Consider the following 25,911-nt stretch of genomic DNA (forward strand, 5'->3'; position numbering starts at 1 on the left):
ATGAGACACTTAACAATTTATCATTTGAATCAATTACATTTTTTTAAAAAAAGTTGTAACAAAAAAAATATTTCTAAGTCTACTGTGTATCATTAAATAGTAAATGCATTATAAAACTATATGCTATTTATTACTAAAATGAATAAGTAACGTAATCATCAATCCATTAAATAAATCAATCATGAAAATCAAACTAACATTAATGTGCTTTATCGCAACACTATTTTCGTTGCAAGCACAAACTGCGGTCAAAACGAACCTTCTGGAGAACACAGGAACTATTTCAGGAAAGGTAATTGACAAAAAAACAAGCGAACCTTTACCGTATGTAAATATTGTTGTAAAAGAAAACAACAAAGTGGTTACTGGCGGAATAACATCTGATAAAGGGACTTTTCAAATAAAAAACTTAGCACTAAAAAACTATGTTATAGAGATTCAGTTCATTGGTTATAAGACGATTACAAAATCAGCAAAACTGACTGAAAACAGCAGCATTAACTTAAATACAATTGCTATTGAAGAAGATGCTATCCAATTAAAAGGGGTTGACATCGTGAGCGAACGCTCTACAATAGAACAAAAAATCGACAGAAAAGTAATCAATGTTGGTAAAGATCTGACTACCGCTGGCGCCACAGCATCAGAAATCATGAATAACATTCCATCGGTAAACGTTGATCAAGATGGAAAAATTTCATTGAGAGGTAATGAAAACGTACGTGTTCTAGTGGATGGCCGTCCAAGCAACATTGACGCAGCACAATTATTGAAACAAATCCCTTCTACCTCTATTAAAAAAATTGAATTAATCACTAATCCAAGTGCTAAATACAATCCAGAAGGAATGTCTGGAATCATTAACATTGTTTTGAATAAAAATGCAAGTGATGGGTTCAATGCTAGCATCAATACAGGTTTAACTTTTGCGAAAACACCAAAGATTAGTAATTCACTTAATATGAATTATAGAACTGGCAAGGTGAACTTTTTTGGAACTTACGGTAATAATTTTGGTAAAAAATTTAACGAAGGAAGTATTTTAAGATTAGACGATCAATCCAATCAAATGTTTGACATCAAAAACAATGATAAATCCCATTTGTTCAAAATTGGAATGGACTATTTCATCAATGATAAAAATACGCTTTCTGTTTATACCAATCAAAACAAACTTATTGGAGATGGAATAGTTGACGTAAGCATCCTGAATCCTGATGCTACAAAAAACTTACTGCAAAACTCAAAATACGACGGAAAAAATAATGACGGAACTTACAATTTAGCATTCAAACATTTAACAAAAAAAGAGGGAGAAACTTTGGATTTAGAAATAAACCAAAGCATTTATTCGGGAAATCAGGATGCTAATTTTCGTACTACTTTCAACAATTCAAGCATCCCAACTAGCGCTTATACTGACAACATTGGTGAAAAAAGAAAAAATTCTACGATCAATCTAGATTATGTAAATCCATTAAATGACAAAACTAAATTAGAGCTAGGTGCTGAAACTCGAATTGTAAGAACCGAGAATAACTATGTTACCAATAACAGTTCGTTATCAAATTCTATCTACAATTATGATTTAGACATCTATTCAGCATACGTTACTTTTGGACAAAAATTTAAAAAAATTGGTTATCAATTGGGTAGCCGTTTTGAAAGCTACAAAGTAAATGCCTCTTTAAACGGAGCAACGGCATACAAAGATGATTATATTACTCTATACCCTTCGGCATCTATCACCTATTCTCTAAGCGAAAAAGATCAGTTTCAAATGAGTTATAGTCGCCGAGTAGACAGACCTAGTTTATCACAAACTAAACCTATCAGAGAATTCAGTACTCCTAGAGTAACCTCAATAGGTAATCCGGAATTAGAACCTCAATTTACTAATTCTGTAGAGATTAATTACACTAAAACTATCGAAAAAGGGTCTATAACTACAGGAGTTTTTGTGAGATCAATAAATAACGAAATCAATAGAATTCTATATCCAGATCCACAAAATCAAGACAGACAAATTATGAGTTATGGTAATTTTAGTGACAACACCTCTTATGGCTTTGAAGCTTCATTGAATTATAAAATTAACAGCTGGTGGGATATTCAACCCGCGATAGATTTTTCGAGCATCAAACAAAAAGGATTAGTTTCAGTATTAAACTCAACAACCTATATGTACAGTTTTGCCAACAAAGAAGTAAATGCTTCAGCATTTAATGCCCGTTTCAACAGTAATTTTAAAGCTACTAAAAGTTTACGATTCTTATTATTTGGATTCTATAGATCAGGAGTTGATGGCGTTCAATTTAACGGAAAAGAAATGTATAAAATTGATGCCGGAGGGCGCTATTCATTCCTAAAAAACAAAGCGACTTTAAGTGTTCGTTTCAACGATATTTTCGATACGATGAAGGCTGGATTTTATGGAGATAATCCGTATCCTCAAGTAGGTCAATTTACTTGGGAAAGCCAATCGGTGTATGTTGGCTTCAATTATATGTTTGGTGCAGGCAAAAACAAAAGTTTACAGCGTAAACAAAGAGACAGTAACACTAAAGAAAGTGGCGGAGGATTATTCTAAAAAAAAATGTAGAGAATTAGTTTTTAATAGTTTTGTTACCCAAAAAAAACCCAGAGTATGCCAACTCTGGGTTTTTTGATAAATTTATTATTGCTCTTCCCAAATTCTAACATAATCAACTGCCATTTCGTAAGGGAAATTAGCTGTAGAAGTTACATTTCCTGGCCAGAAATATTTTCCTGATTGTCCTTTATCTGCACAAGCATAATTAAGAATAAGATAGAAATCTGTTTCAAATGGCCATTTATCTTTTTTATTGCCCGTAGCTTCATAGGTACTAATTAGCTTATTATTCACATAGAACTCAATACGATTAGGTGTTTTTATTATCCCAAAAGTATTATAATCGGATGCGTTAATTACAGGTTTACTATCTGTTGAAATTGGATTTGAATTTCCGTCCACTTGATGCACTACCTGATGTACGAATGAATCGTTATTTAGCCGTTCCATTATATCAATTTCTCCACCTTGAGGCCAACCACTATATACTGGATTCTGTGGCATTAACCATATTGCAGGCCAACCACCTACTCCTGAGCTTGTAAACTTTGCTCTCACCTCTAATTTACCGTATTTAAAACTCAGCTTATTCAATGTTTGTATTGCCCCTGTTTCCGGTAGATCAGTATTAGAATTCCATCTCGCTCTTAAATACAAATTTCCCTCTTTTACTTCGGCCAATGAAGCGTCATTAGGAACTACATAATAATTCCATGCTGATTTCCACGACTGCGTTTGATAGCTAGTCCAATATTTTTTATTGTATTCACTACCATCAAATTCATCAGCATATACCAATTTCCATGATTTTGCGACCGGTTTGATTATTATGGGCTCTTGTACAGTTTCTTGAGCAGTACAACAGGCGAAAAGCGCAACAATACATGCATAACTTATATTTTTTATATAACACATAGCTCTAATATTATTTTTACTAATAGATTTAAAAAAAAAATGCATTTCCTATGCTACAATATGGATTAAAAAATAACCACATCACTAACAAAGGGAAATGCATAATTTATTTTTATGAACTTAAGTTTTTTACCAACCTGGGTTTTGCACTAATTTTTTACTATTTTGCATTTCTGACATTTGTATTGGGTATAAATACATAGATCTTTCAAATATTCTAGCGTTAGGATCACTATTTCTAATTTGAAAAAATGACAAATCGTTTGCCTCACCATCCATATTCATTCCAGTAAAAAAACCGCCTTGTCTACCTTCAACTTTATCGGCGATCATCCAACGGCGAACGTCAAAATAACGTTGACCTTCAGTGAATAACTCAACTCGTCGTTCTGCGACAATAGCATTTCTAATTGCATTTTTATTTCCAATCACCCCTGTTTTCGCACCACTATTTTCCATAGCTACATAACCCGGAATACCTGCTCTATTTCTAACTAAATCAAGATACTTAACGATATCAGGACTACTTGGATCAATTTCATTTAATACCTCGGCGTACAATAAATAGAAATCAGCTAGACGAAAAATTATAGATGGCCTATACACACTTCTAATACCCGAACCAACAGTTGGATGTATTGTTCTGTTAGAATTTTTATAACATAAATAACCTGTTTTTGGAAAACCTCCCAACCTATTATCATTATTTGCTATTCCTCCATATCCTGGTAATGGTGAAGGAGCTTTAGACGAAGGTACGTCTCTTGCAAATAAAACTTTGGTTACTTTTGAGGTAGCTGGAGTTGTTCCTTGTAATGCAGGATTAGAAACTACATCATGCCAGCTTTTACCGTGATAAGTTACAGCTGCATAAAAACGGGGCTCACGATTAGCATATGCTTTTAAAACATTGCTATCAGTCATATATACTGTAGATCCGCTTTTAACAAATCTAGTGGCAGGATTCAATACATTTGCAAAACCCGTTGCTTCATAAGTAGAGCCTGCATCAGTTGTCGCTAATCCATTCTTCATAAAAAAGGCATCAACCATTTGTTGTGTCACACCAAGTGTAGATCCAGTTCCTCCTCCTGCAGTAGTTGTTATATCTCTAGGCGTTTGAGCAGCTTCCACCGTCGACCAACTTTGCGCAGGATTTGCCCATATTATTTCCTTATTATAGCGTTGAAATAATTCATATATATTAAGGTTTGGGTCATTAGATGCACTTCTATATAGTTCGTAATTTCCTTGTTCTGCATAGTCTAAAAAATTTTTTAATGCATCCCTAGCCTTTACCCATTTGTTCGCATCGTAATTAGGAAATAATTTTTTCCCATCAAGGTTTGTTAACGCTAACCCTTCACTGAAACCACCATTTAACAAAGGAGATGCTGTTAAAACTAATAGTTTTGCTCTTAGTGCTAACGCAACTCCTATTGTTGGAACCGCCAAACGATCTTCTTGAAAACCACTTGGATAAGCATTTGAAATTCTAGTTGGATTAAGATCGTTAATAGCTATAGCTAAATCTTTTTCGATAGCAGCTATTACTTCATCAACTGAATTTCTTTCAAAATCAGAATGTGCATCTGATGGATCTGCGATTTGATCTAATACTGGAATAGGACCATATTGTTCCAAAAGCAGATAGTAGGAGTACGCCCTAAAAAAATGACATTCTGCTTTAAGAGATTTTATTTCTGCTTCATCTACAAAATCAGGATCTCCTTGTTTACCGATAACTTGAGCCCCATTAATATAAATACTTGCTGTTCTTATTGTTTTGTAAAGAGTTTGCCAACGATGTGAGGATGCTGTAAAAGAATTATATCCCAATGTGCCAATATTCTGTAGAGTACCAATGGCATTATTAGATAATTCATCACTCATAGATGCCCAAGGATTATCTAAACCTCCTGCAGATGCAGATGCATAATTAGAGTAATTAGGCATTGCAAGGTAGATTGTTCTTTGAAATCTTCGTGATTGTCCAGGATCTCTTAGTATATAATCTTTTGAATCTGAGGCTGAAAAATCATCTTCAACACTCAAATAATCAGTGCAAGAATTTAAGCCTACAATAGCGCATAATATGAAAACTAAATTTAAGATTGTATATTTTTTCATGTGATTTTGATTGTATTAATTAAAATGATACGTCTATTCCAATATCTATTGATCTTTGAATCGGATATCGTCCTCCGCCTGCGGAACCCCCTTGCTCTGGATCCCAATATTTTATTTTATCCCAAATTGCTAAGTTGGTACCTAATACATATACTCTAACTTTGCTAAACCCTACTCGTTCTAATTGCTTTTTATTAAAATTAAATCCAACTTCTGCATTTTTTAATCTTAAAAAACCTGCATCTCTTAAAAACCAAGAACTTCTTCTATTGTCGCTTTGATTTGTATTGTTTATCTGCAAACGAGGAAGTAAGGCATTTGGATTTGGATTTTCTTCAGACCATCTATCCAATGAAAAGCCTTTTGTTGAAGTTGCCAATGGATTAGAACCTACAAATGGAATCATAAAACCAGGATCTAAATATGCAGTTGTATTAGCCACTCCTTGAAAGAAAGTACTTGCATAAAAACCTTTATATTCAACATTTATTCCAAATCCATAAATAATTTGAGGAATTGAAGTTTTAGCACCATCTACATGTTTTGTCCAGTCAAATCCATCAATAACACCGTCATTATTTAAATCTGCATATTTAATATTTCCAGGCGCTACATTCCCTAATTTAGATGTTGGAAAGCCTTCTTTTAAATTGTAGGTTTTCGTTCCTGTAGTAGGATTAACTATTATATCAAAGTCATCATGAGTATAAAGTCTCTCATCAACCCATCCATCAATTGTACCTATGCTAGTTCCTGTAGTATTTTGATACCACTCCGCTCTTGGAACTTCATCCATTTCAATTATTTTATTTTTCGCAAAAGTGAATGTTCCTGTTCCCCCTATGCTAAAATCATTAATTTTTTTGTTTAAATTTAAACTTGCATCTATACCATGATTCGAAACTTTTCCGAAATTCTCAAAAGGAGCTTGCTGTAATCCAGCGACCTGACTAACAGTATTTCTTGCTAATAAAATATCATGTCTAAGGTTGTCAAAATAATCAATGGTAAAGTTTAATGAATTGTGCCAAGCAGTTAGATCTATTCCTATATTCTTTTTATCTTCCACTTCCCAATGAATATTAGGATTATAAGCCTGCTTTTCAAAAATTAGGTTCCCGGATGAATTAATTCCGCCCGATGAGCTCATCCCTAAATTAAGAGTACTACCTGTCCAGTTTAAATTTTCTTTGTACGGAAATCTAGTGTTTGAAACTTGATCATTACCAGTTTTACCATAAGAAACTCGTAATTTCAGTTTATTAATTCCAACAGATTGTATTAAATCACCAATTTTATACTCGTTGGTCAACATATAACCTAATCCAAAGGCTGGAAAGAAACCAAAGCGATTCTCAGGCGCAAAATTTTCACTACCAGTAAAACCAAAACTAGCATCCGTAAAATATTTATTCCCATATGCATAGCTAATTCTACCTACTGCACTTTGCTTCTTATAAGGATAAGCAACATTTTGTAATTGAGATTCTTTTTGTGATAATAAAAATAAACTCGAAATATCATGATCTGAGCCTATTTTTGTTGCATAGGCTAGCGATGTTTCCATATATATTTTTTTATTTCCACCAGCAAATCCACCGCCAGTCGCTTCTGTTGCAGTAGCCGCACCGTTAATAACTTTTCTTAATATTAAATTTCCTTCTGCATCTCTAGAATCTGCATAATATTCACTTGGATTTCGTACTTTAGAAACATTTGAATTGAAATCAGAATCAAAAGCAGTTCTGAATTTCCATACTAAACCTGGAACAGGTTTAAACCTTTGTTCTATCCCGATATTAGTTTGCAAGTTAACTCTGTACTCTTTAGTATAACCTCTTAGATTTAACAACGTATATGGATTAGTAAAACTACTTGAATTATTAAATCTTGCTGGATACCCATTTGAATAGATCATTGGAACTAAATGTGGAGCAGAGCGCATCATTGCATCAAAAATTGTACCTGTACCTGTCCCAGGATAGTTAGTGGTAAGATATTGAGTTGAAACATCTACATTTAACTTAGTTGTTTCAGATACGTCCATATCAATATTCGATCTAAGGTTAAATCGTTTTAAACCAATATTTGTATCATACTTTATATTTTTATTAAACTCAGTAAAATCAATTGGGTTTGATTTAAATGCACCTTCTTCGTTAAAGTACGAGGTGCTTACAAAAAAACGCATCTTATCTCCACCTCCTCTAAAAGTCAAGGAATACTTTGAATTTAAAGCTGTTTTTTTTTAATAAATCCATCCAGTTTACATTTGGATATAAATCAGGGTCTACTCCGCTTTCATATAATGCAATTTGTTCGTCAGTTTTATAAGGATTAAAAGAGGCCATATCAGGATTCCCTTCTGTATTCCACTTTGCTTCATTATACAATCTTAAATAATCACCTGAACCCAAAAACGGCATCACTCTAGTAGGACTATTATAAGTATGATCAACTCTAAAGTCAATCGCTGTTTTTTGTTTTAGACCTCTTTTTGAAGTAATAAGAATAACACCATTGGCTCCTTCAGATCCATATACAGCAGTTGCAGAAGCATCTTTCAATATCGTAAATGTCTCTATTTCTTCAGGGCTAATATCTGACATATTACGAGGTACGCCATCCACAAGAATCAATGCACCCGTACCCCCAGCAAAAGAACTAATACCTCTAATATAAATTTCAGCATTGTCATAACCTGGCTCACCACTTCTTTGAATAGCAAAAAGACCTGCAACTCGACCTGCCAATGAATTATTTAAGCTTCGTCCTGGTAATTTTAACTCTTCTCCTTTTATGGAAGACACCGCACTTACAACTTGAGCACTTCTCTGTTTACCATAACCTACTACAACTACATCATCTAATTGTTCGTCTGATCCTTTTAAGATAACAGTAATTGGAGTACTGCTTACAGCCACTTCTTGAGTTGCCATTCCAATAAACGAAAAAATAAGTCTCGATGATTTTGCAGGTACTTCAATAGTAAAGGTTCCGTCTTCTTTAGTAACTGTTGCTATCGTACTTCCCTTAACACTTACAGTAACTCCAGCTAAAGGAAAACCAGTTTCATCCACAACTTTTCCGGTAACTATTTGTTGTACAGCTGATCCCGAAATTTTTACTGGTTTAGAATTAACTGTTACAGTATTATTCGAAATATAGAAGTTAAGATTTGTGTTGTCTAAACACTGATGCAATAAAGCACTAACGGTAGCGTTCTTAACATTTACACTCACATTACCAACTTGTTTTAGCAATGCGTCTTTTATAAAAAAATCATAACCTGTTTGTTTGTTAATCTCCTCAAATACTTTTTTCAATGGAATACTTTTTGAAGATAGAGTTACTGTTTGTGAAAAAACAGCTGCACTTACCTGAAAACAAGCAACAAAAAGCAGAACAACACTTAATTTCATAATTAGTAATGTTTTGGAATAGTCCCTACTATTATTTCTAGGTGGGTACTTTTTAAATAAATAATTCATAAATTTGGTTTGAATTTTGGTTAAACATAATAAATAACTTTTTTCGCAATTAGTTTTTTGACTTTGACCTTAAAATTTTAACCGTGTAGTGGTGCAAACACTATGCGGTTTTATTTTATTTCTAATTTTTTACATAGGCATTGGTTTTATTTTACATAAATTTTCTTTCCTTCAATTTCAAATTTTACTCCCGAAGTTTCCATTAATTTTAAAACTTGAGAAATATTACTAGAGCGCTTAACTATAGCACTAAATGTTTCAGTACTAACTTTTCCTTGATAAACAACTTCTACGTCATACCAGCGACTTAGCTGAAGCATAATTTCTTGTATCGTATTAGAATTAAATTGAAATTTCCCCTTAGTCCAAGCAACTTCTTTATTTAAATCAATATTGTTTTTCTTAGATAACTGACCGCTTCCATTTAGTTGAGACTGTTCCCCTGGCACCAGGCAAATTGCTGATTTTTCGCTATTAATTTTTACAGCACCTTCTAACAATGTTGTTTTAATTACAGACTCATCACGATACGATGAAACATTAAAATGAGTACCTAACACTTCAATATCCATCTTAGCTAAACTAACAATAAAGGGCATTTTTTTGTTTTTTGCCACCTCAAAATAAGCTTCACCAGTAATTGTTACTTTTCTTTCCTTCCCTACAAAAGCAACAGGAAAACGAATGGAAGAAGCAGCATTTAACCAAACCTTAGTCCCATCTGGCAATACGAGTTGATATTCTCCACCTCGGGGCGTACTAACGGAGTTATAAATTAATTCTTTAGTAGTTTGATTTAAAGTAGTGTACGATAGTTGTCCTTTAGCTGTTTTAACTATTTGAGTATTGGACTGCTGAGTAACAAGTCCATTCTTTGTAGAATCTAAAACAACAGTAGAACCATTAGATAATGTAAGTATGGCTCTATTTCCTCCTGGAGGTAAATCTTTTTTAGCCAAAACAGGAGCTGTAATAACAATAGTTTCGGAATCGCTTGTCGAAATAAAATTATAATAAGTTCCTAGACCTATAAACAGAAGAATTAAGGCTGCTGCCGCTTGTTTGTACCAGCTGATTTTGCTTAATTGGAAGGTTTTCTTCTTTTTCGTAGTTTTTTGTAAGATTCCGGTAAACAATTCTTTCTCTAAATTTTCTTTCTCCTTATCGGAAAGTAAAGAAGTAACACTTGACTCTTTCTCAAAGTGATTGTAATACTTCTCAAGAAACGAAACTTCAGCATTAGAAGCTTTCCCCTTGAGGTACTTTTTTATGATTTTTATGAATGCTTTTTTCCTAATTAAATTGGTCATACTATCTTCCCTTTATATAGATGTACCGGAAAAATATAAAACTCCCAAAAAAAAAACTAAATTTTATTTTATTATTTCATTTAATGCAACCAAAACAAGTGTAGAAAGTATCACTTTGTCATATAAATCAGTAGTTGCACGGCCTACTTGGTTTTGAACAGTTTTTTGCGAAATTTGCAATAACTCAGCGATTTCCTTTGTACTACGATTTTCACGAAAGTGTAGCAGAAATATTTTCCTTCTTTTTTCAGGAAGACAATTAATCCAACTATCGAAGAGAATTTTTAGATCCTGATCATGCAAATCACTTTCGGGACAATTATGCTGACTAAGAATGGTATCAAATAACTCAAGGAAAACAGGACTTGATTTTTTCTTTGAGAAAATCTTAAAAACCTGAAAGCGTACCGCTGTATTTAGATAAGCAGCTAAATTTTCAATTTCTACCTTATTCCTTCTATTCCATAAATCGATAAAAACATTTTGTACTATATCTTTACTATTATCAATATCTTTTATCCTCCTAAATGCAGCATCAATCATTGACTGCCAATATCTGTGGTAAATTTCCTCGAAAGCCTTACTACTATCGTTAGAAAGAAGGTCGAGTAATTCTTTATCAGTATATTTGCTAATGGATTTCAAGAAAATCTTATTTAATAATTATTGATGTTTGTGTGATTATTTTATAGTCTAAAAATAAAGTCAATTAAAAATAGTACGAGAAGCTTTTTCTTGATATTTTGAGTGTTAGATTAATCTACTCTGTTCACTTCCATCAAAAAGGTCGAGAAAAACCCGAATTAAACTACAAATAAAAGCCTAAATCTCTATTTTTTCAATATTAAGCATTTTGTATTTACCAAACAAAAAATACGCTGTATTAAACAAAAAAAATAATAATAAATAAATTATAAACAAAATTTTAGTTAAAAAATTGACCAATTAAACCAAAAACAGCTATCTATTCAATAAAAAATTCGTCCTAAAAATCATCTTCATTTAAGCAGAGTCGATTTTTACGGACGAATTTTTATTTTATTCCTAGTTTGCCTAAAGAATTTCCTTAGAGGCTACATTCTAATTTTCTCTTTAAAGCTTTCACTTCATCACCACTAGCGGTTTCACCTAATTCAACAATTGCTGATGAATGGTAAAAACTAGCATTCGTTTTTTCTTTTAGTAAACCAATATTTGTTGAGCGCAATCCACCACCTGGCATAATTGTTATTCTTCCATTAGCTTTAACAACTAATTCAGCTAACACCTCAATACCTTCGACTACATTTAGTTCTTGACCAGAAGTTAGTATTGTTTTAAAACCGCATTCGATCACCGTTTCAAGAGATTGATATACATTATTTACTACATCAAAAGCACGATGAAACGTACAGGGAACAGGATCTGCCAATGCCACTAATTCGCTATTTTGTTCTTTATTGACATTGCCGTCTTTATCTAAAATCCCGAAGACAAAACCATCTACATTTAGTTTTTTGAACGCTATAATTTCTTCTTTCATTTGTTCAAATTCGGCATTCGTATAAGCAAAATCACCACCACGTGGTCGAATCATTACATTCAAATCGATATTCAATTCTTTACGAGCTTGCTTAGCAATTTCAAAATCAGGTGTAGTTCCGCCTTCATTCATATTAGCGCACAACTCGACTCTGTCGGCTCCATTTACTTGCGCTATAAGTGCACTTCTAAGATTAAAACACGCAATTTCTAATTTATTCATTTTCATTTTATTTTAAAAAATATTCAGCATCAATTAATCTATTTCCAGTGTCGTCATGAACGGCATAATTAAAACCTCCTTGAATACAATACGATCCATATTCTCCTTTCTTATTCAATGCAATAAAACCTACCTGAATGTCCTTTAGCTCTTTATTTCTGTTCTTAGTCAGTTTGACAATTCGCGCAACGGCTTCTTCACATGCTTTTTGTGGTGATTTACCTTGGCGCATTAATTCGACAACCAAATGGCAACCCGAAATTCGAATCACTTCTTCTCCATGGCCTGTTGCTGTAGCTGCACCAATTTCGTTATCGACAAACAAACCCGCACCTATAATAGGAGAATCGCCTAACCGACCGTGCATTTTGAAAGCCATTCCACTGGTAGTACAAGCTCCCGAAAGATTACCGTCAGCATCCAAAGCGATCATTCCAATAGTATCGTGATTTTCAATATTCGCAATGGGTTTATATTTACTATCTTTTAGCCATTCCTTCCATTCTTTTTCGGATTCTTCGGTCAATAAATTCTCCTTTTTAAACCCTTGCGATAAGGCAAATTGCAAAGCACCATCACCTACTAACATCACGTGTGGCGTTTTTTCCATAACAGCTCGCGCCACAGAAATAGGGTGTTTTATATTTTCCAAACAACCAACCGATCCTATATTAGATTGCTCATCCATAATGCAAGAATCGAGCGTTACACGCCCGTCTCTATCAGGTCTTCCGCCGTAGCCCACGCTGCGTTCTTTTGGATCGCCCTCGGGAATTTTCACGCCAGCTTCTACAGCATCAAGTGCACGGCCTTTATTTTTCAATACTTCCCAAGCCGCTTCATTCGCTTGAATTCCGAAATTCCAAGTAGAAAGAACAATAGGTTTCTTCCCTTTTTTGGAGCTAACGGTATTATTTTCTTCTTCAGACTTTACACCAAATGAATTTAATGCAACAGCCACCGAAGCCGCTGCAGCAGTCTTTATAAAATTTCTACGATTACTCATCTTATTATTTTTAATTCATTAAAATCACATCTTAAATCTAAAAACGAACAAATTTGTCATTAAAACATTCTTTATAAATCAAACTTGTAGCGCCCAATAAAGCTGCTATCTCATTATTAGAAGAAATGGTAACTTTTACATTGCAGCCTTGCTTTTTAATTTTATCCTCAAATGAAGGTAAGAAAAAAGTACTTGCATTGGCAATTTTCCCACCAATTATAAAACTATCCGCTTCAAATATTTTTAGCCAAGGAGATACAATTGATCCTAAATCTTCTCCAAATTTTTGAAATGCTTCAATAGCCAAATTATCTCCGGCTGTGGCCAAATTAAAAATTTCTAATCCAGTCTCAACTTTAGCTCCACTCAATTTATAATAATTATTAATCAATCCACGGGCAGAAACATAATCCTCGGCTACGCTATCTTTATAAGAAGCATTGTATAATTCGCCATCTTTCGGTACATAATTACCTGTTGAAATTGCTTCTCCCTTTTCTATAAAACAAGCTCCCAATCCAGTTCCAAGTGTAACTGCCATTACCTTTTTCGTTCGGTTTTCAGCATTTTTAAAAACTTCTCCTTTACCAAAACTATCGGCATCATTCTCAAAAAGAACCGGAAAATCATACGACAACTCAAGTCGGTCTTGAATTAATTTTCGAACATCTAATCCGTAAAAATGTTCGTATTTTGTTTGTCCCTTTATCCAACAAATTCCATTTCTGTAATCAAAAGGCCCCGGCATACAAACGGAAATCCCTGAAAACTCTCCGATTCCGGAGTTTTTCAATGATGTGCGAATCACTCGTTCCCAAATATCCATAACCTGATCAGCCTGAAGATTCGAATCAAATGATTCTTTATATAAAGAAGACTTAAGCACTTTCATATCATTAACAGCTATAATTCCAGCCGTGATATGGCTTCCACCTACATCTAATCCTATAGCGAATATATCTTTCATTTATTCTTATTAATTGTATGGTCCGCAAATGAAAATCTAATCTTTTTCAAATTAAACTCTCAGTATTGCATACCTATTTCTATACTCTCTATCTTATTTAAAAAATACTAATTGATTTTAGTTCTCTATTATTCTACAATAATTTCATCAACAAACAACCAAGCAGCTTGCTTCTCTCCTGGATGACCTACAGGACATTTTCCTAAATTTTTAGCGGTAACACGAACTGCTTTTATCTTTTGTTCAGGAAATTTAGTCTTGAAATCTTGTATTTGTGTATCTCTGGCATCAACAGGAATTGTATTATTTACCGTTTTAATTTCTTTGAAATTAATTCCATCTACTGACACTTCAAACTTTACCCATTGTGGAAAAAACACCCATTGCGGCCAATTTTGAATTGTACCCAATGAAATACTACTTGCTAAAACTGGAGTTCCTAAATCAATTGTCGCAACCATATCATTTCCACTGAAACCATGCCACTGCTTGCCTATATCTTTAGTTCCTCTAAATCCGTCAGTCAAAGTATTAACACCATTTGCAGGATAATAACGACTGTTTACACTTTCGTATTTGACAGCTTTTCCTGTAGCTTTATTAAAAGTAAAAGATTGTTCAGCAGGCTTGGTATTCATCACTTTACCGTTCAAAGCCATTATAGCTTTTACAGTCATAGAAGTCGTTACTACAAAAGGTTTTTCATATTTAGTACTTCCAATTGTTGGTACACTACCATCTGTTGTGTAATAAATTACGCCATCAGCATTCTCCGTTTCTAATGCTATAGAAAGTGAGTTGTTTGCAACAATTGGTTTAATATCTACCTTATAATTCCCTTTAGAATAATGGAATCCTTTTTGCTCATAACCTACTAAATGAGGCTGTAAACGCTTGTTGAAATTCTCCCAATTGCGGCTTCCTTTTGAAGACCACAATACTTCTGCCAGTGCGGGCATACGAGGTAAGATCATATACTCAACATGTTCGTAAGTTGGAACATATTCCGTCCATAGATTCGCTTGAGACCCTAACACTCTTTTTCCTTCCTCCACAGTTAATTCTGCTGGAATTGGTTCGTAGTGATATACTTTTTTCAACGTATTAAAACCTCCAATTGCTAACGGCTCTGTTTCTGGATCACCTTGATAATGGTCAAAGTAAAGTGGGTAACCCGGTGTCATAATTACATCATGTCCCATTTTAGCGGCTTCAATTCCACCTGCCTCACCTTGCCAACTCATAACGGTAGCTTCTGGAGCCAATCCGCCTTCTAGGATTTCGTCCCAACCAATCATTTTTCTGTTTTTAGAAACGATGAATTTTTCCATTCGACGAATGAAATAACTCTGTAGTTCCTTTTCATCTTTCAAATTCTCCGTTTTCATTCTGGCTTGACATTTAGGACAGTTTTTCCAGCTCTTTTTGTCAACTTCATCACCTCCAACGTGAATATATTTAGATGGAAAAATAGCCATTACCTCAACTAAAATATCCTGTAAAAAACCAAAAGCTTGGTCATTTCCTGCGCAATAATTACTTTCTACTTTAGAGGCTAAAAAATTACCTGACTGTGCAAATGTATTTTTAGGATTACAAGAAAGTTCTGGATAAGCAGCCATTGCAGCCTCAGAGTGACCTGGCATCTCGATTTCTGGAACTACGGTAATATTTCTTGCTTTGGCGTAAGCCACAATATCCTTAGCTTGCTCCTGTGTATAATACCCTCCGTAAGTCGATTTGCTTCTGTCCGCATTAAATTCTATTCCTGCCCAATCCCAAGGTTTCCCCCAATCCTCAACGCGCCAAGCAGCTTGTTGTGTCAATTTTGGATATTTTTTAATTTCTAAACGCCATCCTGCACCATCAACTAGATGCCAATGAAAAACATTCATTTTGTAAGTTGCCAATAAATCTATAAATTCCTTTACCAATTCAGTCGAAAAGAAATGGCGACTCACATCAAGCATCATTCCTCTCCATCCAAAACGTGGATAATCTTTGATTTCCATGCTTGGGATTTGTACCACATCATTAGTTCTTATAAAAGGCAACGTCTGTAGTAAAGATTGCACTCCGTAAAATAATCCTTTAGAAGAATTAGCTTTCACCAAAATCCCTTTTGGATTTACCGATATCAAATAGCCTTCGTCACCAATTTCTTTTATTTTTTCGATACTAAAAACAATCGCTTTCGCTTTAGGTTGATTTGACTTTAAGGTAAAGCCAGTCACTTTATTTACATATTCTGTAAAAAAATGAACTACATCTGCAACAGCTTTATCGTTTTTTGGAAATTGAACCGTTGTATTATTATCCATTACAAAATTGCCTTCCTTCATTTCTAAACTCAACGGTTGTGGAATAATATGCACTGCTTGTTGCGCCTGCAGCAGCATCGTGAAGAGCAAACTGGCTATTAAAATTGTCTTTTTCATTTTCTTTTATTTTTATTAATTCGTTTATTATTTCATTTGCCACAAAGACGCAAATTTTAGATAATAGTTACTTAGTGTATTAAAGTGGAAACCCAGTCAATTACCTGCTATCTTCGCGGATCTTTCGTGATTATACCTAATTATTATAAAATATTATTTTAAAACCTCCGTGATTTCATTAGCAATTGGATGATCCGCTTTATAAGTATAGCCCAATAATTTAGCTATAGTTTGAGCGAACTGTTTTTGATAGATTTGTCCCTCTGTTTTGATTTCGCCTTTAGACTTAATATTTGGTCCCATTGCTGCAAACCAAATTTCTGAAGCGCCCTTGATCGAACTATCATGACTTGTCCATTGCCCTTTAATTACATCACCACGACCATGATCTGTGGTGAAAATTAATGCTGTTTTGTTTCTATACTGAGGATCATTTTGCACATACTCCCAGATTTGCTTTATCCAAGCGTCCACCTGATGCGCCGCGTCTAAATACGAACGATACTTCCCAGCATGCGCCCACTCATCAGTTTCTCCGTATGCTATGTATAATACTTTTGGTTTATTAATTTTTAGTTCTTCTAATGCACCGTAATGTGTAAAAATATCGAAACACTCCGCACCATGCCATGGTTTATAAGAATCAGCAAGCATATCATTAATCAATTTTTGACTTGCTGAAGGATTTTTTCCACCAATTGGATCAAAGGCCGAAATAACTGGAATTCCACTTCTTTTTTCGTTGAGAATTCTACCAAATGCTTCCCAGGCTCCAAAAGCGGCTATTTTGCCTTTCAGCTTTGGTTGTTGATTTAAAAACTCCAAAACAGTAACATGCGGATTGGGTTCATAACTATTAGAATTAATAGCGGGGTCAGGATAACCAGTCATAATCTCACTATATCCAGGATAGCTAAACCAATGTGGATTAGCGGTAGTAACCAAATTACCCAGCTTTCTATTTCCGTATAATTGCCCCTTTGAAGCAAAAACGGACCACATAAAAGGCATTAATTTTTCTCGACGTTCCTGAATATTGTCACTCCAATATTTTTTAAAAATATAAGTACTATCGCCCTCATTATATTTTTTATTATTTGCTATTTCAGGATCCATTCCTTGAAATAACTCTTGCCATCTGAGTCCGTCCGTAGTAATAACAATAATATTCTCTACCTGTTGAGCATTTATGATATTTCCAATAAAACATAGTAACAATAGTAAGATTTTTTTCATTTCTTTATTTTTTTTTAAGTTCCTGATACGTTATTTTATTTTTTCTCGTAAACTCTCACGTAGTCTACTAGAAACTGTTGTGGCAAAACGCTATCATCGATTGGTCCAGGCCAGTTGGCGCCCATTGCTAAATTCAGCAACAAATAAAACGGTTTTCGAAACGGATTGTCATCTCCTACTCCAGCCGAATCAATAGAAAAACTATGGTATTTATTGTTGTTGAAATAAACATCAATCGTTTTCTCATTCCATTCTATCGCATACAAATGAAAATCATTTTTTAAATTTTCTGAAGTAATCTTATTTCCATTCGATTTATTTCCTTCAGCATTGGGATCTGGAAAATGCATAGTTCCATAAATATCTTTTGGCTGATTACCAATAAATTCCATAATATCAATCTCACCGCATTTGGGCCAACCCACTTCTGATCGATTTGTTCCCATCATCCAGATTGCAGGCCATATTCCACCACCATGAGGAAGCTTAGCTTTGACCTCGATCCTTCCATATTTCCAACCTACTTTCCCCAGTGTATTAATACTCGCCGAAGTGTATTGTGCAGTAGAATCTTGTGTTTTCCAAGTTGGATTTTCTTTAGAATAAAATTCGTTTGGAAAACTTTCCTTTCTACCTGTAATAGCTAAAACTCCTTTGCTTACCCACACATTCTCTTTTCTGGCATTGGTATAATATTGTTGTTCATTATTCCTAATGTGTCCTACTTCATAGCTCCACTTTTTAGGATTTGGAAGTCCGGTATAATTAAACTCTTCCTTCCAAACTAATTTCCATTTATCCTTTTTCTGAGCGTTTGAGGAAGTGCCAGCAATTAATATCAGCACAAGAAACAATCTGCTAATTAGCGTTGTTTTCTTATTTTTTAAATATTTATTTTTTAGGTTCATGTGATTTGGGGGTTATTTTTAACTTGCTTTTTAAACTTCAATAATCATCCAACTTTAAAAATTAAAATCCTTGTTACTTAATATTCTTGGATGATTGATACTTGTATTTACAATCAATTCTCCAAACAAAGTATTTGCCCAAGCAAACCATTTACGTGTAAACTGCATCGCATCATCTTTATGGAAAGATTCATGCATAAAACCGGTATTAGCGTGGGTTTTTATCAACATACTAATACATTTTTTTATCTCCTCCTCATCCACGCTAGTGATGGCTCTTAGAATAATACTCATTGGCCAAATCGTATCCGTTCCTGTGTGTGGCCCTCCAACACCCTCACCGGCTTTTCCTTTATAAAAGAATGGATTATCCTCTGAAAGCACTAACTTTCTTGTATTGAGATACAATTCATCATCAGGAGCAATCGCACCTAAATATGGCAATGACAATATAGAAGGAACATTTGCATCGTCCATCATGTGGAAACTTCCGTAACCATTAACCTCAAAGGCAATTATTTTTCCAAACTTTGGATGCTGAATAATTCCTTGCTCTTGCAACCCTTTTTCTACTTGAAGTCTTAATTCTTTGGATTTTCTAACCATTTCTTCGTCCTTCAATTTTGGTGAAGAAAACATCTCTTCTAAATAACCTAGTACTTCAATAGCAAACATATTGCTTGGAATCAAAAAGCCAAATAAAGTACTATCATCACTTGGTCTAAACGTAGAAACAATCAATCCGCAGGGTTTTACAGGGTATCCATATCCACTTAACGGAACGCCGTCTGTAGCCCAAGCGGTAGTTCTTTGAAACGTATAAGGACCTTTATTATCCCAACGTTGTTGCTCTTTGAATGTTTGCAACACTAGTCCCATTGCTATTTTCCAATCAGCATCAAACATACTGATATCGCCTGTATTTTTCCAGTACTCATGTGCCAATCGGATAGGATAACAAAGACTGTCAATCTCCCATTTACGCTCATGAATTCCCGGTTGCATCTTGGTCATGTCATTTTTCCATTCGCTTATTTCATTAAAATCCTTGTAAAAAGCATTCGCATAAGGGTCTAAAATAATACATTTTGTTTGGCGGTTGATTACTCCTTTTATCAATTCGCGAAGTTTTGAATCTTCTTTGATAAAAGGTAAATAAGGCCAAATTTGAGCCGTACTATCACGCAACCACATTGCATCAATATCCCCAGTAATTACATAAGTATCCGGTTTCCCGTCAATAATTTCAAAATCAACTGTGGTATCTAAAGTATTAGGGAAGCAGTTTTCGAATAACCAAGCCAATTCAGGATTAGCAATTTGTTTTTTGATTCGGATGATAGCCGCTTCGATTGCTTTACTAGTGAATTTTCTTTGTGCCAATGGCGGTCTGTTACTAACAAAATCTTTCATTGCAAAATTGAAAGCAGTTCCCTGCGAAGCAAAAACTTGCGATTGAATTGCCAATAAACCGGCTGATAAAATTCCTGTGTTTTTGATGAATTTTCTACGTGATTGCATATTATTTATTTTTTTGTGCTGAATATGAATAAGGAAAACTCGTTGCCGAAGTTCCTCTTTGTTGGTTAGGTGTAGGGATCATTTCAAAATCTAAAGTAGCTCCTTTGAGCAAATCAAAATGATTTAGATAGTTTTTTGTATAAGTAGAATTGTTCCATTTTAACTCGTCAACATATTTATTAGTCTCTGAATTATCATCTGCTTTAATGATGAGTTGTTTTTCGTTTTCTAAATTCATTGTTATTTTCTTGAATAGAGGTGCTCCCAAAACATATTCGTCAGAAGCGGGACAAACAGGATAAAAACCCATCGCCGAGAAAACATACCAAGCTGAAGTTTGTCCGTTATCCTCATCACCACAATACCCATCAGGTTCCGGTTTATATAAACGGTTCATTACTTCTCTACTCCAATATTGTGTTTTCCATGGTTGGCCTGCATAATTATACAAATAAATCATATGCTGAATAGGCTGATTTCCGTGAGCATATTGTCCCATATTCATAATTTGCATTTCGCGAATTTCATGAATTACAGATCCATAATAACTTTCGTCAAAAATAGGAGGCATCGTAAATACCGAGTCTAATCTATCAGTGAATTGTTTCTCACCACCCATTAGATCAATCAACCCTTGAATATCATGAAAAACACTCCAGCTATAATGCCAACTATTCCCTTCAGTAAAAGCATCTCCCCATTTGAATGGATTAAAACTAGCAGGAAAACTACCATCTTTATTTCTTCCGCTCATTAATCCAACTGCAGAATTGAACAAATTTTTATAATTCATCATTCGTTTTTCGAACAAATTGATTTCTTTTTTCGGACGCTTCAATTCCTTAGCTAATTTCCAAATTGCAAAATCATCATAGGCATATTCCAATGTTCTTGCTGCATTCTCATTAATTTTTACATCATAAGGAACATAGCCCAAAGTATTGTAATACTTAACGCCTTTTCTCCCTACTGCATCCATAGGTCCTTCATTGTTAGCACCATTTAACAATGCTTTGTACAATGTATTTATATCATAACCACGCAATCCTTTTATATAAGCATCTGAAACTACTGAAGCCGAATTATTTCCTACCATTACGTTTCTGAAACCCGGGCTCGACCATTCCGGTAAGAAACCACCTTCTTTATAATCGTTAATTAATCCCTCCTGCATTTCTTTATTTATCGAAGGATACACTAGATTCAACAAAGGATATAAGGCTCGAAATGTATCCCAAAAACCAGTTCCTGCATACATATAACCAGGTAAAACTTTACCATTATAAGGACTGTAATGCACAATTTTCCCTTTAGAATTAATCTCGTATTGCTTTTGCGGAAAGCAAGTAGTACGATACAAACAGGAATAAAATGTTTTCAGTTGCTCATCACTTCCGCCTTCAACCGCTATTTTTCCTAAAACTTTATTCCATTCTTTTTTAGATTCGGCTACTGTCTGCTCGAAAGAATTCTTTTTTAATTCACTTACTAAATTCAATTCGGCCTGTTCAAAACTGATGAACGAAGAAGCGACTCTTACATTGATTTTCTCTCCTTTTTTAGTTTTAAAACCTATTACGGCTCCAACATGATCATCTTTTAGTTCTAGTTTATCTTGTTCTAAAATAGCATCACGCCAAGTATAATTAGTTGCAAATGGCCTATCGAAAACCATCACAAAATAATTTTTAAAATTTGTTGGAACACCACCGCTGTTTTTAGTGGTGTAACCAATAATTTTATTTTCTGAAGGAATGATTTTAATATAAGAACCTTTGTCAAAAGCATCAATTACAACAAAAGATTTATCATTTTCAGGAAAAGTAAATTGAAAATGCGCCGCTCTTTCAGTTGTAGTCAATTCCGCTGTTACATCATAGTCAGCAAGATATACACTGTAATAATGAGGCTTTACTATTTCTGATTTATGGCTGAACCAACTCGCTCTTTCATCTTCGGTAAAAACCAATTTTCCTGTTACTGACATAATCGAAAACTGACCGTAATCATTCATCCATGGCGATGGTTGGTGCGTTTGTTTGAAACCACGTATTTTTTCAGCTGTATACGTATAAATCCATCCATCTCCCATTTTCCCTGTTTGTGGTGTCCAAAAGTTCATTCCCCAAGGTCTAGCAATTGCTGGATAGGTATTCCCATTAGAAAGACTGTGCACCGATTGTGTTCCCATCAAAGGGTTTACATAATCTACTGGATCTTTAGCTTGTGCTTTTGATTCAATAAACAAAAATAAAAGTGCTAATAAAATTAAATACTTTTTTGCCATGTTTTAAATATTAATGATTTATAACCAAGTTTGAAACCATCGGTTCTATTTTAAATTATATGTTGTCCCCAAGGTTAAAGCCTTACGCTATATTTTAAATACTAGATCGAAACTTTGATAAATACTGCGGAATGATCTGATAAGAATTTGCCATTAGCAGTTTCCGGAGCAATAATGTGTTCTTTAACTCTTACCGCTTTATTGATAAAAATATAATCAATGATTGGTCTGTCTTTAAGAGCAACTGATCCAAATCCATTAAACGTCCACTTTGCACCATAAACTTTCTTTGCCACTGCTTTTGAATAAAAAAGTTCATTTGAATTACTACGCATGAGCATTTGTTTTATTACAGTTGATTCTGGATCCGCATTAAAATCGCCCATAATAATTTGGGGGAAACCCTCACTTAACATTGCTGTATTTTTCCTTAATAACTCCACACTTTTTTGCCTTGCCATAGTTCCCTCATGATCTAAATGAGTATTCAAAACAAAAATTATTTTCCCAGAGGCATTTTCTTTTAATTGTGCCCATGTTGCAATACGTTCACAAGCAGCATCCCAACCTTTTGATGGCACTTCTGGTGTTCCACTCAACCAAAAATAACCCGATTTCATAACTGTGAATTTATTTTTCTTATAAAATATTGGGCTGAATTCCCCTTTTGCTTTTCCATCTTCTCGACCTACACCAATGAAATTGTATTCTGGTAATTTTTCAGTAATATCTTTTAATTGGTTTACCAGAACTTCTTGCGCACCAAGAATGTCAATATTTTCAGCACGAATCAATTTTGTTACAGCTTCCTTTCGATACTTCCAATTATTCAAATTATCATCTGGATTATCGTACCGAACATTAAAAGTCATCAACTTCAAATCGAGTTTTACTTTATCCATTGTATTAGATGAAAGCGCAAAAAATAACACTAAAAAAAATATGTTTTTCATACAAGGTATACTCTTTGCAAAATTCATACTTCTAATTTTTAATTAAGAATAACTACAAGGGTCTGTCTTCCTTTTTAACTCCAAAAGAAGCAGAAGGTTTGCTTCCCATATACAATTTCAGTTCACCACCATTTGCAATCATTTCGTGTGTGATGTATGATTTTGTATAGGGTTTACCATTGTATTCCACTTTTTGAATGTATATATTTGCTTTACTATACTCTAAAGCTGTCATTTTAAAAGACAATGCATTTTTATGAGTTATAACGGCACTTTCAACCAATGGACTCCCCAAAACATAAATCCCATTAGCTGGATTAACCGAATAAAATCCCATAGAAGAAAGAATATACCAAGCTGACATTTGACCTAAATCTTCGTTTCCGCAAAGACCATCGGGTTTTGAGGTGTAAAATTTATCGGCAATTTCGTGAACTAATTTGGCTGTTTTCCAAGGCTGACCCACATAAGCATATAAATAAGGAATATGATGATTTGGTTCATTTCCTTGTGCATATTGTCCAATAAAACCACTAATATCAGGCGAAGCATTATCTCCCACAACACCTTCTTCTAAAGTGAATAAAGTATCGAGTTTTTTGACAAATTTTTCTTCGCTACCAAATAATTTAATCAAACCATACGGATCTTGTGGCACTAGCCAAGTGTATTGCCATGCATTCCCTTCTACATAGTCATCCTCACGATGCGAAGAAGAAAGCGGATTGAAAGGCTCACGCCATTGTCCGTTTTTCAACTTCCCTCGCATAAACTCGGTTTTAGTGTCAAAGTACAGCGTATATAATTTGGCTCTTTTAGAGAAATACTCATAATCATCTTGCTTGTTGAGCGCTTTTGCCATTTGCGCCACACACCAATCATCAATAGCATATTCTAAAGCGTTTCCTACACTTTCCAGTTCCACATCAGCAGGAATGTATTCTAGTTTTTGAACATAATTCATTCCGGCGCGAGTTTGCATCGATGTTTTTTTGATGGCTTCGTAAGCAAGATCAACATCATACCCTCTAAAACCTTTCATGTAAGCATCTACAATTACGGCTATGGAATGGTTTCCGTTCATTGTATTCGTTTCGTTGCCCATCAAATGCCAAACCGGTAATCTCCCTTGTTGCTGGTATATTGCCAGAAAAGACTTTACAATATCATTGATTTTATCTGGATGAGTGATCGTGTATAAAGGATGCAAAGCGCGATACGTATCCCAAAGTGAAAAAGTAGTGTAATTTGTAAAACCGGCATTTTTATAGACTTTTTTATCTGTTCCTCTATAATCGCCATTAACATCATTAAAAATAGAAGGTGCAAACATGGTATGGTACAAAGCAGTATAAAAAATCTTCTTGCTGTCTTCGTCTGCTTTAATCTGAATTTTATTTAATTCTGTATTCCATTTTGTTTTGGCTTGTTGCGTCGTTTTAGCAAAATCCCAATGCGGAATTTCAGCTTTTATGTTTGCCAAAGCGTTTTCATAACTCACTGGAGAAACTCCGACTTTAACCAATATTGTTTTTCCTTTTTTCAAATTAAAATCAAGTACCGCTTTCATTCGAACTGCCTCACCTTCATTGCCTTTTATGCTAGAAATACTGTCATACAAAGCCATATTAGTTATAGGCTCTGAGAATTCTATTGCAAAAAACACTCTTTGATCATCGGCCCATCCTTTAGAAAGTCGATATCCTAGTAAACTATTTTTCCCTGTTTTTTTGATGAATGTTTTTATTGGTTTATCCCAACCAAGTCCATCAGCTAGGTCCAATAATATATGAGAATCATCAGCACTGTTAAATGAATACTTATGAAAACCAACTCTTTCTGTTGCAGTTAGTTCCGCTTTTATTTTATATTTATCTAGTAAAACGCTGTAATAACCGGCCTTGCTAACTTCATTTTTATGGGAAAAATAAGAGCCATAACCGCGCTCCATATCGGTTTTAGTTCCTTTGGTTAGCGGCACTTTTCCAGTAACGGGTAGAATTAAAATATCACTCAAATCACCAATTCCTGTTCCGCTCAAATGCGAATGCGTAAAACCTAAAATAGTGTTGCTGGCATAATTGTAGCCACTGCACCAATCCCAACCTTCAAATACATTTACAGGTCCAAGTTGTACCGCTCCAAAAGGAACATTGGCACCTACAAATACATGCCCGTGCCCTGCAGAACCAATAAAAGGATCTACATATTGGGTAAAATCTGTTATAGTCTGTTTTTTTACTTTCGTTTGCCCAAAAGTATTTTGGGTAAACAATACGCTAATTGCGGTAAGACCGAAGAAAGCTATTTTTCTATATTGTACAAACATTATTCTTTATTTTAATATTAATAACTGTTAGCATTTTTAAACTACTAAAAAAATGAAACCATTAAAAAGAGTAATCGAAATTA

17 protein-coding genes are annotated in these 25,911 nt (G+C 34.3%); 1 reads left to right on the plus strand and 16 read right to left on the minus strand.

All coding sequences use genetic code 11. The features are described 5' to 3' along the window. Positions 1 to 181 precede the first annotated feature (181 nt). Positions 182 to 2,590, plus strand: coding sequence for a TonB-dependent receptor (locus LNP27_RS14910; RefSeq protein WP_229942438.1), 2,409 nt, complete (start codon positions 182 to 184; stop codon positions 2,588 to 2,590). Between the two features lie 87 nt (positions 2,591 to 2,677). Here the strand turns inward: LNP27_RS14910 and LNP27_RS14915 are convergent, their stop codons facing one another. The 16 genes from LNP27_RS14915 to LNP27_RS14990 form a co-directional block, all read right to left on the minus strand. Further along, positions 2,678 to 3,508 (minus strand): glycoside hydrolase family 16 protein, encoded by an 831-nt coding sequence (locus tag LNP27_RS14915; protein ID WP_229942439.1) that lies wholly within the window; start codon positions 3,506 to 3,508, stop codon positions 2,678 to 2,680. 129 nt (positions 3,509 to 3,637) lie between these two features. Next, a complete protein-coding gene (locus tag LNP27_RS14920) occupies positions 3,638 to 5,638 on the minus strand; it encodes a RagB/SusD family nutrient uptake outer membrane protein (protein ID WP_229942440.1) in 2,001 nt (666 codons plus the stop codon). Between the two features lie 19 nt (positions 5,639 to 5,657). After that, a complete protein-coding gene (locus LNP27_RS14925) occupies positions 5,658 to 7,856 on the minus strand; it encodes a SusC/RagA family TonB-linked outer membrane protein (RefSeq protein WP_229942441.1) in 2,199 nt (732 codons plus the stop codon). After that, positions 7,846 to 9,060 carry a SusC/RagA family TonB-linked outer membrane protein gene (locus tag LNP27_RS14930; protein WP_229942442.1) on the minus strand — a complete coding sequence of 405 codons (1,215 nt, stop codon included), beginning with the start codon at positions 9,058 to 9,060 and terminating at the stop codon, positions 7,846 to 7,848. The genes LNP27_RS14925 and LNP27_RS14930 overlap by 11 nt, the downstream gene beginning before the upstream one ends. A gap of 215 nt (positions 9,061 to 9,275) precedes the next feature. Continuing rightward, complete coding sequence (locus LNP27_RS14935) at positions 9,276 to 10,439, minus strand: FecR family protein (protein ID WP_229942443.1); 1,164 nt, start codon at positions 10,437 to 10,439, stop codon at positions 9,276 to 9,278. A gap of 63 nt (positions 10,440 to 10,502) precedes the next feature. Beyond that, positions 10,503 to 11,084 carry an RNA polymerase sigma factor gene (locus LNP27_RS14940; protein WP_229942444.1) on the minus strand — a complete coding sequence of 194 codons (582 nt, stop codon included), beginning with the start codon at positions 11,082 to 11,084 and terminating at the stop codon, positions 10,503 to 10,505. Between the two features lie 421 nt (positions 11,085 to 11,505). Further along, the gene (locus LNP27_RS14945) at positions 11,506 to 12,183 is read right to left on the minus strand and encodes a copper homeostasis protein CutC (protein WP_346432390.1); all 678 of its coding nucleotides are present in this window, start codon (positions 12,181 to 12,183) and stop codon (positions 11,506 to 11,508) included. Positions 12,184 to 12,190: 7 nt separating this feature from the next. Continuing rightward, positions 12,191 to 13,189, minus strand: a complete 999-nt coding sequence (locus LNP27_RS14950) for an isoaspartyl peptidase/L-asparaginase family protein (RefSeq protein WP_229942446.1) — start codon at positions 13,187 to 13,189, stop codon at positions 12,191 to 12,193. A gap of 37 nt (positions 13,190 to 13,226) precedes the next feature. After that, a complete protein-coding gene (locus LNP27_RS14955; RefSeq protein WP_229942447.1) occupies positions 13,227 to 14,156 on the minus strand; it encodes an ROK family protein in 930 nt (309 codons plus the stop codon). A 128-nt stretch (positions 14,157 to 14,284) separates the two neighbouring features. Then, positions 14,285 to 16,594, minus strand: a complete 2,310-nt coding sequence (locus LNP27_RS14960) for a glycoside hydrolase family 20 protein (protein ID WP_229942448.1) — start codon at positions 16,592 to 16,594, stop codon at positions 14,285 to 14,287. Between the two features lie 153 nt (positions 16,595 to 16,747). Next, positions 16,748 to 17,830, minus strand: coding sequence for a sulfatase-like hydrolase/transferase (locus LNP27_RS14965; protein ID WP_229942449.1), 1,083 nt, complete (start codon positions 17,828 to 17,830; stop codon positions 16,748 to 16,750). Between the two features lie 35 nt (positions 17,831 to 17,865). Next, positions 17,866 to 18,738: a glycoside hydrolase family 16 protein gene (locus LNP27_RS14970; RefSeq protein WP_229942450.1), complete on the minus strand. Its 873-nt coding sequence runs from the start codon at positions 18,736 to 18,738 to the stop codon at positions 17,866 to 17,868. 54 nt (positions 18,739 to 18,792) lie between these two features. After that, positions 18,793 to 20,259: a glycoside hydrolase family 125 protein gene (locus LNP27_RS14975; RefSeq protein WP_229942451.1), complete on the minus strand. Its 1,467-nt coding sequence runs from the start codon at positions 20,257 to 20,259 to the stop codon at positions 18,793 to 18,795. A gap of 1 nt (position 20,260) precedes the next feature. Next, positions 20,261 to 22,546: a GH92 family glycosyl hydrolase gene (locus LNP27_RS14980; RefSeq protein WP_229942452.1), complete on the minus strand. Its 2,286-nt coding sequence runs from the start codon at positions 22,544 to 22,546 to the stop codon at positions 20,261 to 20,263. A 101-nt stretch (positions 22,547 to 22,647) separates the two neighbouring features. After that, positions 22,648 to 23,499 carry an endonuclease/exonuclease/phosphatase family protein gene (locus LNP27_RS14985; protein WP_229942453.1) on the minus strand — a complete coding sequence of 284 codons (852 nt, stop codon included), beginning with the start codon at positions 23,497 to 23,499 and terminating at the stop codon, positions 22,648 to 22,650. Positions 23,500 to 23,551: 52 nt separating this feature from the next. After that, entirely contained in the window at positions 23,552 to 25,828 is a 2,277-nt protein-coding gene (locus LNP27_RS14990) for a GH92 family glycosyl hydrolase (RefSeq protein WP_229942454.1), read from the minus strand. Positions 25,829 to 25,911: the final 83 nt, after the last annotated feature.

Source organism: Flavobacterium galactosidilyticum, assembly GCF_020911945.1.
GTDB lineage: Bacteria > Bacteroidota > Bacteroidia > Flavobacteriales > Flavobacteriaceae > Flavobacterium > Flavobacterium galactosidilyticum.